This is a genomic window from Pedobacter sp. 01N416, assembly GCF_056399685.1.
This window is the reverse complement of sequence record NZ_JBFTRT010000041.1, coordinates 1-14,956: the sequence shown is the minus strand read 5'-3', so window position 1 is coordinate 14,956 and position 14,956 is coordinate 1. Positions and strand designations below refer to the sequence as shown.

19 protein-coding genes are annotated in these 14,956 nt (G+C 37.7%); 9 read left to right on the top strand and 10 right to left on the bottom strand.

What is annotated here, in order from left to right:
• Positions 1 to 4: 4 nt before the first annotated feature.
• Positions 5 to 790, bottom strand: a complete 786-nt coding sequence (locus tag AC1DND_RS03850; RefSeq protein WP_477579258.1) for a C40 family peptidase — start codon at positions 788 to 790, stop codon at positions 5 to 7.
• Positions 791 to 900: 110 nt separating this feature from the next.
• Here AC1DND_RS03850 and AC1DND_RS03845 point away from each other — a divergent pair, with 110 nt between their 5' ends.
• The gene (locus tag AC1DND_RS03845; protein WP_477579256.1) at positions 901 to 1,353 is read left to right on the top strand and encodes a universal stress protein; all 453 of its coding nucleotides are present in this window, start codon (positions 901 to 903) and stop codon (positions 1,351 to 1,353) included.
• A gap of 323 nt (positions 1,354 to 1,676) precedes the next feature.
• Here AC1DND_RS03845 and AC1DND_RS03840 read toward each other — a convergent pair whose 3' ends face one another.
• On the bottom strand, positions 1,677 to 2,027 hold the full coding sequence (locus tag AC1DND_RS03840; RefSeq protein WP_025143125.1) for a 4Fe-4S dicluster domain-containing protein: 351 nt from the start codon (positions 2,025 to 2,027) through the stop codon (positions 1,677 to 1,679).
• Positions 2,028 to 2,105: 78 nt separating this feature from the next.
• On the opposite strand from AC1DND_RS03840, the gene AC1DND_RS03835 reads away from it, so the two are divergent.
• The 8 genes from AC1DND_RS03835 (at position 2,106) to AC1DND_RS03800 (ending at position 10,488) form a co-directional block, all read left to right on the top strand.
• On the top strand, positions 2,106 to 3,122 hold the full coding sequence (locus tag AC1DND_RS03835; RefSeq protein ID WP_477579254.1) for an acyl-CoA reductase: 1,017 nt from the start codon (positions 2,106 to 2,108) through the stop codon (positions 3,120 to 3,122).
• Between the two features lie 76 nt (positions 3,123 to 3,198).
• A complete protein-coding gene (locus AC1DND_RS03830; RefSeq protein WP_477579253.1) occupies positions 3,199 to 5,145 on the top strand; it encodes a gliding motility-associated C-terminal domain-containing protein in 1,947 nt (648 codons plus the stop codon).
• Between the two features lie 51 nt (positions 5,146 to 5,196).
• Entirely contained in the window at positions 5,197 to 5,400 is a 204-nt protein-coding gene (locus AC1DND_RS03825) for a hypothetical protein (RefSeq protein WP_029278679.1), read from the top strand.
• Between the two features lies 1 nt (position 5,401).
• Positions 5,402 to 6,085 carry a cell division ATP-binding protein FtsE gene (locus AC1DND_RS03820; RefSeq protein ID WP_477579251.1) on the top strand — a complete coding sequence of 228 codons (684 nt, stop codon included), beginning with the start codon at positions 5,402 to 5,404 and terminating at the stop codon, positions 6,083 to 6,085.
• Between the two features lie 128 nt (positions 6,086 to 6,213).
• On the top strand, positions 6,214 to 6,795 hold the full coding sequence (locus AC1DND_RS03815; protein ID WP_477579249.1) for a nucleotide exchange factor GrpE: 582 nt from the start codon (positions 6,214 to 6,216) through the stop codon (positions 6,793 to 6,795).
• A gap of 89 nt (positions 6,796 to 6,884) precedes the next feature.
• Positions 6,885 to 8,045, top strand: a complete 1,161-nt coding sequence (gene dnaJ, locus AC1DND_RS03810) for a molecular chaperone DnaJ (RefSeq protein ID WP_029278682.1) — start codon at positions 6,885 to 6,887, stop codon at positions 8,043 to 8,045.
• 568 nt (positions 8,046 to 8,613) lie between these two features.
• Positions 8,614 to 9,330, top strand: a complete 717-nt coding sequence (locus AC1DND_RS03805) for a DUF72 domain-containing protein (RefSeq protein ID WP_477579247.1) — start codon at positions 8,614 to 8,616, stop codon at positions 9,328 to 9,330.
• 243 nt (positions 9,331 to 9,573) lie between these two features.
• Positions 9,574 to 10,488: a Ppx/GppA phosphatase family protein gene (locus AC1DND_RS03800; RefSeq protein ID WP_477579245.1), complete on the top strand. Its 915-nt coding sequence runs from the start codon at positions 9,574 to 9,576 to the stop codon at positions 10,486 to 10,488.
• Positions 10,489 to 10,542: 54 nt separating this feature from the next.
• Here AC1DND_RS03800 and AC1DND_RS03795 read toward each other — a convergent pair whose 3' ends face one another.
• The 8 genes from AC1DND_RS03795 to AC1DND_RS03760 all read right to left on the bottom strand — a co-directional run bounded on the left by AC1DND_RS03795 (position 10,543) and on the right by AC1DND_RS03760 (position 14,953).
• Positions 10,543 to 11,220 carry a peptidase associated/transthyretin-like domain-containing protein gene (locus AC1DND_RS03795; RefSeq protein WP_477579243.1) on the bottom strand — a complete coding sequence of 226 codons (678 nt, stop codon included), beginning with the start codon at positions 11,218 to 11,220 and terminating at the stop codon, positions 10,543 to 10,545.
• 52 nt (positions 11,221 to 11,272) lie between these two features.
• Positions 11,273 to 11,620, bottom strand: a complete 348-nt coding sequence (locus AC1DND_RS03790; protein ID WP_477579241.1) for a Maf family protein — start codon at positions 11,618 to 11,620, stop codon at positions 11,273 to 11,275.
• A 69-nt stretch (positions 11,621 to 11,689) separates the two neighbouring features.
• A complete protein-coding gene (locus AC1DND_RS03785) occupies positions 11,690 to 12,079 on the bottom strand; it encodes a Spy/CpxP family protein refolding chaperone (protein WP_086545265.1) in 390 nt (129 codons plus the stop codon).
• A gap of 102 nt (positions 12,080 to 12,181) precedes the next feature.
• A complete protein-coding gene (locus AC1DND_RS03780; RefSeq protein ID WP_477579239.1) occupies positions 12,182 to 13,012 on the bottom strand; it encodes a universal stress protein in 831 nt (276 codons plus the stop codon).
• Positions 13,013 to 13,487: 475 nt separating this feature from the next.
• A complete protein-coding gene (locus AC1DND_RS03775) occupies positions 13,488 to 14,015 on the bottom strand; it encodes a KdsC family phosphatase (protein ID WP_215125761.1) in 528 nt (175 codons plus the stop codon).
• Between the two features lie 71 nt (positions 14,016 to 14,086).
• A complete protein-coding gene (gene iscX, locus AC1DND_RS03770; RefSeq protein ID WP_057932363.1) occupies positions 14,087 to 14,329 on the bottom strand; it encodes a Fe-S cluster assembly protein IscX in 243 nt (80 codons plus the stop codon).
• A gap of 98 nt (positions 14,330 to 14,427) precedes the next feature.
• Positions 14,428 to 14,760 (bottom strand): 2Fe-2S iron-sulfur cluster-binding protein, encoded by a 333-nt coding sequence (locus AC1DND_RS03765; protein WP_029275355.1) that lies wholly within the window; start codon positions 14,758 to 14,760, stop codon positions 14,428 to 14,430.
• 40 nt (positions 14,761 to 14,800) lie between these two features.
• Positions 14,801 to 14,953 (bottom strand): DUF2520 domain-containing protein, encoded by a 153-nt coding sequence (locus tag AC1DND_RS03760; RefSeq protein ID WP_477579297.1) that lies wholly within the window; start codon positions 14,951 to 14,953, stop codon positions 14,801 to 14,803.
• Positions 14,954 to 14,956: the final 3 nt, after the last annotated feature.

Here is a 14,956-nt window from a genome sequence, read left to right as displayed (position 1 = left end):
GCTACTATTCCACAAAACGTTTGATAATTCTGAGCTTGTGCGAATATTTACCCAATTCCTTATTAAAAATCCCTTGATCATCAATTGGATCAATTTTTACTTTGGCTGAGGAATGGATAATTTCATTTGGACTGAGCATGATACCTACGTGAGTAATTCTGCCTTCGTCGTTATCAAAAAAAGCAACATCACCAGCCCTGCATTCAGCCAAAAAGCCAACCAATTCGCCTTGTTCGGCTTGCTGTGAGGCATCTCGGTTTAACTTAATACCCAACATTTTAAATACGGTTTGTACAAAACCAGAGCAATCTAAGCCAAACAAATTCCTTCCACCCCATAGGTACGGGATATTTTGAAAAAATTTCGCCGTTTCAGTAACTTTATCGGTAAAATCCACAGCACTATTATTATATACTTCGAAATTCAGTTTAAATTTTTCCGTTCCAGCATAACAGAATCCCTCTTTTAAAAAAGGAAGGTTGCTTGCCGGACTTAAATGATATGAACTTCCATCAGCTGCTGTTAGCACATTATTGAAACTTAATGGGGCAAGCAATTTACAATCGTGCATTGCTACAAACTGGCTTTGGGTAATCGGGGCCAATTGTCTGAAATCCATCCAGCCTTCATATCCATCGTAGCCATTTTGAATGAGCCACCAACGTTCTTCTTTCTGAATAATTTCTACATGATCGCCGAATAAAAGTTGCGAAACAATTTCTGCTTTATCTGATGCATCTGCTCTCAAAGGTGCTACAGCAACCCTACAAATACCGTATTGATTTTCCATTTAAATATGCTCGTGAAACTATTGTAAAACTAATAAAATACATCCATTGCCTAACATTTTGCGCACAAATTTGTTATTTTTATGATGATCACCCTTTAAATATGCTCGCCATGAATTTTAAAAAAATATTAATTGCCGTTGATAACAGTACCTGCTCAGAAAAAGCGGCAAAAGCCGGTTACGACATGGCTGAAAAATTTGGAGCAGAAGTAGCATTGGTTAACATTATCGAGCCTATTCCCGCCAATGTAAACCCCGACTTAACTTTGGCGCCAGTGTTTTTAGAGACATACGACAATAGCGAAGAAAACAGCCACATTTTGCTCAAAGAAATGGAGACGAAATATAGTAAAGGTACAAAAACCACTTATTTAAGTGTTGTTGATACCGCAGCGCATGGTATTATCCAACAATCGGACGAGTGGGGATCTGATTTAATTGTTATTKGCACTTATGGACGTACGGGCTTGTACCATTTTTTAATGGGAAGCGTTGCCGAACACGTGGCGAGAAAATCTGCTTGTCCGGTTTTGATTATTCCTAATAAATGTGACATAGACTAGTTCATTGGTTAACTGGCCAATAGTTCATTAGTAACTGCAAGTTGCCTACTAAAAACTGAATACTCATTTATTGCTTATTAGTTGCTGTTTCCATCTCTGAACATTAAGAAATTAAGGACATTAAGATTTTAGCGATTGTTCATTGGTAATTGCAAACCGCTAACCGAAAATTCTTTAACACGAAACAAAAACATCTCCGCGTTATGCTGTGCTTCCTTGGCAGAAAATCTATCGGAAACTAAAAACTGTTAATTAAATTCAGTTTTAAACAAAAAAAGTCCCGGCATTTGCGGGACTTTCTTGTTAAAATATGTGATATAAGCTTATCCTTCCTGGTGCAACCAAGCTTTCTTAGCTAATAATTCTTCTTCTGTTTCGCGGATATCTTCGTCATCTACGCAACAATCTACCGGGCAAACTGCCGCACATTGAGGCTCATCATGAAAGCCCTTACACTCTGTACACTTATCGGATACAATGTAATAAACTTCATCCGAAACTGCTTCTTGAGCTGCATCAGCTTCAATTTGTTGATTACCAAAATCAATGATACCATTTAAATTTGTACCATCAGAAAAACGCCATGCAGTACCGGCATCGTAAATTGCGTTATTAGGACATTCTGGTTCGCAAGCCCCACAATTTATACACTCATCTGTTATTTTAATCGCCATGTTTTCGTCTAATTCTTTTGCTTAGTTTACCTTTGCGCTGCAAATATAAGATATAATCACTTAATAATAATTCTAAATATGTCAGCATTAACTCAAGAAAAAGTAATAATCGCGTTCAACAAACTAGGTAAATTGCTTACAAACCCTACTGACATACTAGGAAATGCATTTTATACCGCTGAAAGCACTAATGCATGGTTTACTGCAGAAAACATAAAAAAATCTATTTTATCTTTTGCTGAGATGTTAAATGAGGCTGATTTGGCCATTTGGTTCAAATCGATTAAGTTTAGTACCACTCCAAAAAAGGTGGGTTTAATCCTGGCAGGGAATATCCCCCTAGTTGGTTTACATGATGTTTTAAGTGTATTGGCCACAGGTAATATTGCTTTAATCAAACTTTCTTCGGCTGATGATAAATTAATTAAAGCCGTAATTGCAGAACTCGTTAAAATAGAACCTGCTTTTGAGGATAAAATAGAATATGTAGAGCGCTTAAAAGATTTTGATGCTGTTATTGCAACCGGAAGTAACAATTCATCTCGCTATTTCGACTATTATTTCAGTAAAGTGCCCAACATTATCAGAAAAAACAGGAACAGTGTTGCCGTTTTAGACGGTTCGGAAAGTTTCGAGGATATCCAAAAGCTAGGTAACGATATTTTTGATTATTTTGGCCTAGGCTGTAGAAATGTTTCTAAAATCTATTTTCCAAAAGGTTACGATATCGCAAATTTTTACGAAGGCGTAGAAAGTTTTCAACCTATTATCAACCACTTTAAATACAATAACAATTACGATTACAATAAATCTATCTACTTGGTTAATGCTGCCAAGCACTTCGACAATGGTTTCTTGTTATTAAAAGAAGATGAGAACCTGACATCGCCTTTGGCTGTTCTTTTTTATGAAGAATACGAGCAGCTGCAAGCGCTTGAAGATAAACTGAAAAACCAATCAGAAAACATTCAATGTGTGATTAGCAAATCGCCTTTAAGTTTAAATACTTTCAGTTTTGGTCAAAGCCAGCACCCCAAACTTTGGGACTATGCAGATAATGTAAATACCGTTGAGTTTTTGAATGGGTTAAACTAATATTGGTGAGTGACTTTGCTTATTGATGCGTTTAGATTTTAAATTTATTTAATATTGTATAAATCTGAACCAGTAAATGCACGCACTATCAAAAGCTTTATTCTTTCTTTATATTCTCCTGTTTACAAATTTTGTAAAAGCACAACTTTGTAGCGGGACCTTCGGACAACCACTCATTAGTCAGACCTTTGGGCAGGGAAACAATACTGATAGCTGGTATGGGCCATTGGCACAATATGCACCAGGCGCTTCTACTTATACAACTTTTGTTGGTCCTCCGGGAGTAAGCCCACGTAATTTAACTGCCAACCAATCGGGTTTGGTTAAAACGCCTGCAACACCGGGTAATCCCTTACCCATTTATTGGCAGCCGCATGCTGATCATACCGGAGATCCTAGTGGTTTGATGCTTTTAATTGATGGTATAGCAACTCGAACTGTATTTTTTGAGCAGCGAATGGATAATCTATGCCCAAATACCACTTTACGTTTATCCATTTGGGTATTAAATACAAATTCGCCTGCTGCCAATGCTCAAAATCCAAATATGATCTTGCGTATAACCGATCCCAATAATAATATATTAGGCGAAAAACCAACCGAAAATGTACCCGCAGATGGAACATGGCATCAATATTCCGTTGACTTTAGTAATAGCAATAGCTCAACGGTAATCTTACAGTTGGTTAATAACACACCAACAAATAGTGGTAATGATTTTGCTTTGGATGATATCACCGTACAAGCTTGTGGCCCAGCTATCGCTCCATTTTTCAACACGAATGCCTCTTTATTAAACATGTGTGAAGATAATACCGACAATTTCATTTTAGATGCAAATATTACTGCAGGATATACAAACGCAGTTTATCAATGGCAGGAAAGTACAGGTAGCGGCTGGGCTGACATTGCTGGCAAAACAACGAAACAAGCTGCTATAGATTTTTCAAATCGTATAGCTGGCACCTATCAATATCGGTTAATTACGGCTATGAATGGTAATATTGATAGAACTTATTGTAGGGCGATATCAGAGCCTATAAAGGTTACTGTAAACCCATTGCCAACAGCCTCGGCAGAAAATTCTGGACCGGTTTGCATTAGTAGCACCATTCAACTAAATGCTTCTGGTGGAACAAGTTATAAATGGTCAGGGCCAAATCAATTCACATCAACAGAGAAAAACCCAACTATTGCCAATGCAACTAAAGCGATGGAAGGCACTTATACTGTTCAGGTGACTGCAAATGGGTGTACATCTCCTGCAACAACAACCGTTGAGGTTTTAGCGCCAATAATTCCGATAACCAATATCCAAAGCGCAACCATTTGCGAAGGTAAATCGGTTCAAATTGAGGCGTCAGGAGGCAGCTCTTACCTCTGGACTCCATCCAATGGCCTTTCCAATCCGCAAGCATCTAATCCAATTGCTTCGCCAACTGAAACAACCACTTACACTGTAAAGGTTTCCAATGGTGGCTGTTTTGCAACCACAGAAATCACCGTCAATGTGAATAAAAATGTAATGGCCGATGCAGGTGCTGATCAAACGATCGTTACCGGACAATCAACAATTTTAAACGGTAAAGTGAGTGGAGATGATTTTACCTATTTCTGGACACCATCAGATTATCTTGATGATCCCACCAAACTCAACCCCATTGCTACACCAACTGAAGATATTACCTATACTTTACATGCCAGCTCAAATTTAGGCTGTAACAGTAGTACTGATGAGGTTTTCATCAAGGTTTATCCAAAAGTGGTAATCCCCAATACCTTTACGCCAAATGGTGATAATGTAAACGATAGCTGGAATATTCCATCTATTACATCTTTCCCCAATTCAATTGTGAAAGTAACCAACCGATATGGCCAGCTTGTTTACCAGAGCAACGGAACTTTTAAAGCCTGGGACGGAAAAATGAATGGCAAAGATCTTCCTCCGGCAACATATTATTACAGCATTTATTTAAACAAAGATTTTAAAACCTATACTGGCTGGGTAATGCTGATGAGATAAAAAGGACTTCTTACTTCCGCTTATCATTTGGAAATGCTATTTTTGGACACAATGTATATCGTTAAAGTTAAAGGCATAGCCAAAATTCCAGATTACGTACAGCTAAGAGATGACAAGTTTACACTTTTAGCTTATTTTAGGGTTGATAGACCTGATAAGTCGCTGGAAAAACTCGGACTTGGCGACAAGCAAGAATACATTATGGAAATGGTTAAAGGTTTGCCTTTCGGGCAGATTGCAAAATTAGAAATATAATATGGCAGGCAACTCAGTAATTCATTTAAGCAATGTTGATGTTTTTCAACAGAAACATTTAGTCCTCTCAAACGTAAATTTACACATCGAAAAGGACGAATTTGTCTTCCTGATCGGTCAAACAGGTTCGGGTAAGAGCAGTTTGCTTAAAATATTATATGGCGACTTACATATTGGTAATGGCGAAGGCAATATTGCTGGTTTCGACCTTAAAAACCTAAAAGAAAGTCAGGTACCATTTTTGCGCCGTAAATTGGGTGTAGTTTTTCAGGATTTTCAATTGCTTACCGATAGAACGATTGAAAAAAACCTTGAATTTGTGCTCAAAGCAACAGGTTGGAAAGACGAAAAACTAATTAACGAACGCATTAAAGATGTTTTAGACAAAGTTGGTTTGCGTTCTAAAATCAAAAAAATGCCACACGAAATTTCTGGTGGCGAGCAGCAGCGTATTGTTATTGCAAGAGCTTTGTTAAATGATCCAGAAATTATTCTTGCTGATGAGCCTACCGGGAATTTAGATCCGGAAACATCAGAAGAAATTGTAACCCTTTTAAAACAAATTAGCCAGACTGGAACTGCGGTTTTAATGGCCACACACGATTACCATATCATCCGTACTTTCCCTTCGCGCATTATTAAATGTGAGAATGGGATTGTGCACGAAGATGCACAAATCGTATAAAAAATTCTGACATCCGTCAGCTAATCAGCCAATCTGTTCAGATAAATACAAATAAATCTGACAGCTTGGCTGATTTCCGTTTATGGCAAAATAGTTGAGATCAACACAAAAAAATTCAGCCCAGTATTATGTTTAATAAGAAGAAAAATAACGATAAAGAAGAAAATATAATGAATCCTGAAAATACATCAGAAAATACTGCTGAGAATGTAGAGAATACTGATGCTCCTATCGCTGAAACTGAGCAKGCGCCCGAATTATCTGCAGAAGAAAAATTGCAAGCGGAAGTTCAACAACTTAACGACAAATATTTACGTTTATACGCTGAGTTCGATAATTATAAACGTCGTACACAAAAAGAACGTGTAGAATTATTGCAAACGGCTGGTAAAGATGTAATTGTGTCACTTTTACCTGTTTTAGATGATTTCGACCGTGCATTAAAAGCAATGGAAACTGCTGCTGATGTTGCCCCGGTTAAAGAAGGCATTTTATTGGTAAGCACAAAGCTAAAAAACACTTTAGCACAAAAAGGATTGAAAGATGTAGAAAGCATCAGTCAACCTTTCAATACCGATTTCCACGAAGCAATTACCAATATCCCTGCTCCTAGCGATGATCTTAAAGGGAAAGTGATAGACGAAGTTGAAAAAGGTTATACCTTAAATGATAATGTAATCCGCTTCGCTAAAGTTGTAGTTGGAGCGTAAAAAATAATTATTGAATGATTGAATTTTGAATGATTGAATTAACATTCTCTCATTCCATCACTCAATCATTTAATCATTTTATAAAGAAGATGAGTAAAAGAGATTATTACGATGTATTAGGCGTAACTAGGGGCGCAGCCGCTGATGAGATAAAGAAAGCTTATCGCAAGATGGCGATTAAATATCATCCAGATAAAAATCCAGGAGATAAAGCTGCTGAAGATAAATTTAAGGAAGCTGCCGAAGCTTACGAAGTTTTAAGCAGCCCCGATAAAAAACAACGTTATGATCAATACGGTCATGCGGGTGTTGGTGGCGCAAGTGGCGGTGGTTACGGCGGTGGCGGCATGAACATGGACGATATTTTTAGCAATTTCGGCGATGTATTTGGCGGTCACAATCCTTTCGAAAGCTTTTTTGGTGGTGGTGGCGGTCAGCAACGTGGTGGTCGTCGTGTAGCCAAAGGCTCTAACCTACGTATAAAAGTTAAATTAACACTGGAGGAAATTGCACATGGTGCAGAAAAGAAAATCAAGGTTAATAAACTAATTGTTTGTAAAACCTGCGATGGCTCTGGTGCGAAAGATAAATCATCAGTAAGTACCTGTGGTACCTGCGGTGGTAGCGGCCAGGTGCGTAGAGTAACCAATACCATTTTAGGCCAGATGCAAACAGCATCTACCTGCCCTACCTGTAACGGTAGCGGTCAGCAAATTACCTCAAAATGTACAGTTTGTCATGGAGACGGCGTTGTACGTGGCGAAGAAACTATTACCATTAATATTCCTGCTGGTGTAAGTGAAGGTATGCAGTTAAGCATGAGTGGAAAAGGAAATGCTGCACCTAATGGCGGTATCCCAGGCGATTTAATTATCTTAATTGAAGAAACGCCACACGAAACCTTAAAACGCGAAGGCAACAATATCGTTTACGATTTACATTTAAGCTTCGTTGATGCTGCTTTAGGGATGAGCATTGAAGTACCAACCATCGATGGTAAAGCAAAAATCAAAATCGATCCGGGTACACAAAGCGGAAAATTATTACGCTTAAAAGGTAAAGGTTTGCCAGAAGTGAATTCTTACCATAGAGGTGATGAGATTATCCACATCAATATCTGGACACCAAAAGCTTTAAGTAGCGACGAACGTAATGCTTTAGAGAAATTACGTGAATCGCCTAACTTTAAGCCTCAACCGGGTAAAAATGATAAGAGTTTCTTCGAAAGAATGAAAGAATACTTCGAGTAATTAATTAAATATAAATTGAAAAACCGATGTCGCAAGCATCGGTTTTTTTGTTTTATATAAAGCATCATACCAAAACCCATGCTTTAGTGAAGTCAGATGTTACCACCTGACTATAAGAAATATCCCAGTAAACATGGATAATCCATTTCTCTGTATCAGATGTTACCATCTGACACCACGGGTATTTTAGTTTGTTTTTGGGTTACCATATCCATATAACAGGTATTAATCCCAAAACATGAACGAACTCACTACCGCTTTCAGAAAGTATCCAATAGCATCGGTAATATTTGCATTGTATTTAATCGGTTGGATTTCTCCGGTCCTGATTGAGATTTTCTTTGCTTCGACAAAAAAAGAATCGCAATTAAAAAACAATCATTCCCCGTTTGCTGGATTTTTAACACTTTCAATTTTCTACCTGTTAATTATGTTAATAATAGGTTTTGTAGCTAAGAGAAATAATTTCTATTTAAAGTTATCCGGCTATATTGGTATCTCATTAATTATTTTCAGTGCAATCTATAACGGATAATAAACCTTTTCATTTATAGTCTGTTTTCTATACATGAAATGGAGAATTGGTTGCTCAGGCTTCTATTATCGCGAATGGAAAGAGATTTTCTACCCAAAAGGTTTGGCACAAAAAGATTGGTTTAAGTATTATTGCGAGCACTTTAATACAATAGAGATCAATTCTACTTTTTATAAAATGCCAACGCAAAAATCGTTCGATAAATGGTATAGTGAAAGTCCGGGTGATTTTTTATTTACAATTAAGGCACCCCGGCTGATTACACATTATAAACAGTTCAATGAATGCGAGCAACTCATAAACGATTTTTACGAGGCCATTCAAATTGGGTTAAAAGAGAAATTGGGCTGTGTACTGTTTCAGTTTCCGCCAAAGTTTGATTATAGTGTAGAACGGTTAAATCTGTTGATCGAAAATTTAAGACCTGATTTTAAAAATGTGGTAGAGTTTCGTCACATCAGTTGGTTTGATGAAGAAATTTATAAAAACCTCGCTCAAAAAAACATCATATTTAGCGGTCAAAGCTACCCTTCTGCCCTACGTGATGATGCAATTCAGAATGCAGAAACTGTGTATTACCGTTTTCAYGGGAAGCCTGTGCTTTACAAATCAGAATACGACATCAATGTAATTAAGGATTTCAAAAATCAGATCAAGGATACAGAAAGCGAAATTTTTGTATATTTTAACAATACCTGGGGAGTTGGAGCATTACATAATGCGAAACAATTGCAGGATTTAGTGAAATAGGTTTATTTTGTGAGGTCAGATGTTACCATCTTTCACCACGGGAATAAAGGCAGCGATTTACCGCTTAAAGGACACTGTTATTTTTACCTAAACCGACAAACCTGAATAAAATAAGCCTGATAGCTATGGTATTTAACTCTACTACCCTTAATTTAGCACCCACAATAACGAGATTTAATGGATAGCAGGAAATAGTTACCAAAGAACCGTTGTAAAGCTTTCCAAAACACAAAATTATAAACTATGCGCATTGCTGTTATCGACCTGGGCACGAACACTTTCCACTTGCTTATTGCTAAAATAACAGGAAATCAGCCTGAAATTTTATACAAAACCAATGTGCCTGTTAAATTGGGCGAAGGAAGAATTAACGACAATATTATCATTCCTGCAGCCTTTGAAAGAGGTGTGAACTGCCTTGAAACGTTTAGCCATACAATGGCTGAATATCAGGTTAGTGAGCTAAGGGCTACCGCTACTTCGGCGGTTAGAAGCGCAGAAAACGGGCAAGATTTTGTTGATGCTGTAAAAGAAAGAACTGGAATAAGCATCGAAACGATTAGCGGCGATGAAGAGGCTGAATTAATTTACCAAGGTGTAAAACTGAGCGGAGCAATTACAGAGATATCTTTGATTATGGATATAGGCGGCGGAAGTGTTGAATTTATCCTGTGCGATCCCGAAAAACTGATCTGGAAGAAAAGTTATAACATTGGGGCGGCACGTTTAATGCAGCAATTCTTTAAATCAGATCCCATAGCCGACGAGGAGAAAAATGCCATTTTATTTCACATTCAAAATCAACTGGCAGATCTTTTCGAAATCTGTGAAAAATACCATCCAGAAATTTTAATCGGATCTGCTGGGGCATTCGAAACATTTGCCGAGCTTATTATTAGAAAAAACAGCTTAAAAGCGGATATTAACACTGCCAAAACTTTCGCATTCAATTTCGACGACTACATTGCAACTTCGATCAAACTACTCAATGCTACGCATAAAGAACGGGCGGAAATGCCTGGAATGATCCCTTTAAGGATAGATATGATTGTGATTGCGGCTTTAATTACCAATTATGTTTTAGGCCGATGTAAAATAAACCGCTTAACGCTTTCTACTTACGATTTAAAGATGGGTGTTTTGGCCAGCCTGATATAAAAAATGATCCATACAGGATATGGATCATTGAGAGTTTAGCCTATATAATTTAAGTTATTTCTTTTTAGGTGCAATCATTATCTCGCCCATAATCATGGGTTCAGCTTTTTTAAGCGTAAGATTGTTTTGTTTTTCATCTGAAAAATTGAGTGTAATAAAAGCGCGATACTGAATGCTATCAACCACCAATTGGTTATTCTTGACATCAAATTTCTCATCTAAAGTAATTTCATACCGCCCATTTTTATCAGTGAGTGCGAAAAACCCTGTATTTACAATAACTAACCTTATTCCAACAGCGGGTTTATTATCTGCACCAATAACATAGCCATATATTTTTTTGGGTACAACCGGTTTTGTAACATCGGTTCTCTTATTTATACTATTTGTTATTTCGATTGGTGTTTTAAAATTTTCTGCCCTGGCATCCATTACAAAAATGCTCATGCCAATAGCCAATACACCAAGATATTTCATCCAGTTTCTATTGCTTGTTGGAACAATGGACAAATGATAATTAAGTTGGTTTAATTGGGTTTTGCTTAAACGGCCACATACAGAAGAACTGGCTCCAGCCAATACACTGATAATTTCGGCATTGGTATAGCCCGAAAAGTCAATTACATTCTTGCTACAGGTTTTACAGAAACTAAAGCCCTCTCCTTTATCCATTTCATCCCAGTTCTGCAAACATGGCTCGGCTATGGTAACTTCGTTAATTCTCGTTTTCATCGTGGTTGTTTTTAGAGATGATGAAACTTTCAGGAGAATTCCACAAGAGGTTTTAAATAAACTTCAACAGTTCGTTGTATAGCTTTTCTGTTGGTAAGCCCATTACGTTAGTATAAGAGCCTTCAATCCGTTGTACTACTACGATACCCCACCAATCTTGCACGCCATAACTCCCAGCCTCAATGGTATCAGCTGTAATCACTATTTCACCATTAGCAGTAAAAGCCTTAGCCTTCTGTTCTGAAATGTAAACGGCAATTTCTGCGGGACTTAAATCCGATGGGTAGCTTTCATCTACATCTTTTAGTTCTACTTTAAAATTTAAGCCCATAAGCGTTAAAAGCTCTTGTCTACGTGGCGATTTAGATGCTAAAATAATGGGAGGGAAATTGGCAGGCATATTTTATTTTTCTGCTAAAATAAGAAAAGCGACATAAAGCCGCTTTTCTTATTTGATATTTTACCAAGATTAGTTATTTCCACCACCTTGTCTACGTTTTTCCATTTCAGCACGTTGCTCTTTTTGCCAAGCTTCGTAAGTTTTTTTCTGATCGTCTGTTAATACTGCAGTTACTTTTGCATCATTATCAGCACGCATTTTTTGCATTTTCTCTCTCATTGCATCTCTATCGCCACCACCTTGCATTTCTTCACGCATTTTTTTCATGGTTTCCGCCTGCTCAGTAAAAACAGTGGTTAACTTTGTTTTTTGATCATCAGATAACTTTAATTTTTCGTCTAACTGTTTTACGCGTTCTTCAGGCTTCATCATCATTCTGCCTTGTCCACCACCTTGTTGCGCGTTAGCGAAACCAGCTATACCTAGCATTAATCCGCAAATCATCATTAATTTTTTCATGTTGTTTTTGTTGTTTTTGGTTGAAAATTGAGCTAGTTGGAGTGTGCAAAAAGACGAAAGTTTAATCTGTAAATGTAACTTAGCTGTTGCAGATTAAAACAGTTAATCTTTTAGCAATAACACGGGCACATGTGATTTAATGGTCAATTTTTGAGATACACTTTCATGCAATAAACTTTCGAAAAAACTATATTTTTTGGGCAATGCGATAATCAGCTGCGCTTCTTCATTTTTAGCAAATTTTACTATTCCTTTAATTGCATCAGGATGATCCGCATAGTGATAAGCGGGAGAAAAATCTTTGAGCATTTCGTGTAAAAAGTGCTCTTCCTTCAAATCAATAACATCACCAGAGTTAATATTAAGCACCAAAAGTTCTAAAGCATGTTTGCTTAAAATATTTTTAAGTGCGTGCATGGGAATCACCTCTTTAACCTTTCTAAAATCGCAGGCCAAAATGGCTTTACGGATTGATTGATAATCGGCCTTAGGCGGAACAACCAAAACCGGAACCGGGCTTGATTTAGAAATTTTGATCGCATTAGAGCCGATATCACTTTCGTCTTTCGCTTTTTTACCGTTACTACCAATAATAATGAGTTCGATCTCTTCCCTATTTACCCGATCGATGATAGAACGCAGGAGTGTTTCTCTAGTGAGGTAAATTTCTACTTCAGCCTTCGGATTGATCCCGAGCATTTTTACCTTAAGTTTTTCCAGTGCTTCGAGCCTTCTCGTAATTTCATCAGCGATATGAGCATCTGTGGTAACAATTAAATCGGGTGTTGGCAAAATGCTTTCGTATTCTGAAACATAATAGGCATTAAGCAGTATAATTTTTGAGTTCGTCATCGCAAAACTCAGCCTGGCGGCATATTGGGCTGCGTGATCTGCTGTGTTCGAAAAATCTACTGGTACAAGATATGTGCTCATGTGATTAAATTTAACATTTTTTACGTTAACAAATTAATCAATCGATTGATTAATTTGTTAACGTAAATTTCGCACATAATCTGATGTATTGCAAATTTTAATGTCTGAGATTTATAATCTTATTTGGAGTTACCGGCATTCTGAACTTGTTTCAGAATCTTACATGCAGAATGATATTTTTTTAGGAGGGCTTAAATTATCTGGCTGATAAAGACCCTGAAACAAGTTCAGGGTGACGGATCGCAAAAGATCCTTCGACTCCGCTCAGGGATGACTATAACTTGGGCCGTCATTTCGACTGGAGCACAGCGAAATGGAGAAATCTTTAAGTTAATTAGCTATTTGGATGGATGACGAAAAGATCCTGAAACAAGTTCAGGAAGACGGCTCTTGGTAGCTGTCGATTTGTTCAGGAAGACAATCCGCTTAGAGACTTCCTACCAATGAACGAATGGCTAATGAACTATTGAACTAATTACATCCCCGAATCGGCAGCATTTGGATTTTCATCGTGCCATCTGCCCTGTACTTTCATTACTTTTTCGATAATATCGCGGACAGCGGTTTTGCCTCCATTGTAAGGAGAAATGAATGTAGATATCGCTTTTATTTCTGCTACGGCATCAGCCGGGCAGGTTGGAAGCCCTACAAGTTTCATTACTTTTAAATCAGGAATATCGTCGCCCATGTAAAGCACTTCTTCTGCAGCAATGTTTTTATCCTGAAGATACTGATTAAAAATGGCCACCTTATCTCCCGTACCGAGGAAAACATCGGTTACACCCAGATTGAAAAAACGCTTCCCCATGGCAATACCATCTCCACCAGATATAATACAGATGTTATATCCTCTCTTAACGGCCAACTGCATGGCATAGCCATCTTTAATGTTAAAAGTGCGCAACGACTGGCCATTATCAGTAACCTGAACTGATCCATCGGTAAGCACACCATCTACATCAAAAATGAAAGTGGTGATCTCTTTTAGTTTCTGTAAAAACATTCGCACGTTTGGCGTTTAGGGTTAAGCGCTCGGTGCCGACTCTCGACTGAGGACTCCGAACTCAGGACTAATTATTGATTATCTCTCCACTCGTAAACCCAGGCAGATTGAATTTGCTCTAAATGACCTTCACTGCTTTCTTCGCGGGTGCCTTTAAAGTTTGGCAACGCTAAAACCCACTCTAGAAGTTCGGTAAAGCGGATACGGTAGATTTTGGCTTCTGTAAAATCATCACCAAATTTCTCATATAAAGACATTGCAATATCTTCGTAATCGTTCCAGTAAAAAGGTAAAGCAAATTTATCGTTATTCATGTTGTTTTGTTGTTGGTTAATTGTTTGAATTGGTTAATCGGTTAACTGTTTAAATCGGCTAATCGACTCCCGACTGAAGACTTTGGACTCCAGACTAACTAGTGTCCCATAAAGTCAGACTGATCTGGAATGGTAACTTCAATATCGCCGTTAATCACCACACATTGGCAACCTAAGCGAGAAGTAATTTTCGGACGAACAGCTCTATCAATAAAGTCTTCTTCTTTATCAGAAATCTCTTCGATATTATCCATGCCTTTTGTTACGTATACATGGCAGGTACTGCAACCACAAACACCACCACAGTTGTGTTGTAATTCGATTCCGTTATCCAGACAAACATCTAAAACAGATTCACCGGCAGCTATTGGTAATTCAATAGATTCGTGATCTGCTTCTTCAAAATTTATTTTTAGTTTAAAAATGCTCATAATTATTTTGCAAAAGTAATAAGCAGAAGCCGTAATTATGCTATTTCAGCGTTAATTTTATGCTATCGCTCAATGTTTGATAAATGTTCTGCAATTCGGGCATATCGTTTAACATGCTCAAATGCTTATTTAAAGTGCTTTCGTCAGCCCTCACTGCTGGCCCAGTCTGCACATTTTCAGGCAGATTGCTCATTAC

Bases quoted from the DNA above. Each gene is read 5' to 3' on its own strand.
- AC1DND_RS03850 (WP_477579258.1), bottom strand. From the start codon at position 790: ATGGAAAATCAATACGGTATTTGTAGGGTTGCTGTAGCACCTTTGAGA.
- AC1DND_RS03840 (WP_025143125.1), bottom strand. From the start codon at position 2,027: ATGGCGATTAAAATAACAGATGAGTGTATAAATTGTGGGGCTTGCGAA.
- AC1DND_RS03835 (WP_477579254.1), top strand. From the start codon at position 2,106: ATGTCAGCATTAACTCAAGAAAAAGTAATAATCGCGTTCAACAAACTA.
- AC1DND_RS03830 (WP_477579253.1), top strand. From the start codon at position 3,199: ATGCACGCACTATCAAAAGCTTTATTCTTTCTTTATATTCTCCTGTTT.
- AC1DND_RS03825 (WP_029278679.1), top strand. From the start codon at position 5,197: ATGTATATCGTTAAAGTTAAAGGCATAGCCAAAATTCCAGATTACGTA.
- AC1DND_RS03820 (WP_477579251.1), top strand. From the start codon at position 5,402: ATGGCAGGCAACTCAGTAATTCATTTAAGCAATGTTGATGTTTTTCAA.
- dnaJ (WP_029278682.1), top strand. From the start codon at position 6,885: ATGAGTAAAAGAGATTATTACGATGTATTAGGCGTAACTAGGGGCGCA.
- AC1DND_RS03800 (WP_477579245.1), top strand. From the start codon at position 9,574: ATGCGCATTGCTGTTATCGACCTGGGCACGAACACTTTCCACTTGCTT.
- AC1DND_RS03795 (WP_477579243.1), bottom strand. From the start codon at position 11,220: ATGAAAACGAGAATTAACGAAGTTACCATAGCCGAGCCATGTTTGCAG.
- AC1DND_RS03790 (WP_477579241.1), bottom strand. From the start codon at position 11,620: ATGCCTGCCAATTTCCCTCCCATTATTTTAGCATCTAAATCGCCACGT.
- AC1DND_RS03785 (WP_086545265.1), bottom strand. From the start codon at position 12,079: ATGAAAAAATTAATGATGATTTGCGGATTAATGCTAGGTATAGCTGGT.
- AC1DND_RS03780 (WP_477579239.1), bottom strand. From the start codon at position 13,012: ATGAGCACATATCTTGTACCAGTAGATTTTTCGAACACAGCAGATCAC.
- AC1DND_RS03775 (WP_215125761.1), bottom strand. From the start codon at position 14,015: ATGTTTTTACAGAAACTAAAAGAGATCACCACTTTCATTTTTGATGTA.
- iscX (WP_057932363.1), bottom strand. From the start codon at position 14,329: ATGAATAACGATAAATTTGCTTTACCTTTTTACTGGAACGATTACGAA.
- AC1DND_RS03765 (WP_029275355.1), bottom strand. From the start codon at position 14,760: ATGAGCATTTTTAAACTAAAAATAAATTTTGAAGAAGCAGATCACGAA.
- AC1DND_RS03760 (WP_477579297.1), bottom strand. From the start codon at position 14,953: ATGAGCAATCTGCCTGAAAATGTGCAGACTGGGCCAGCAGTGAGGGCT.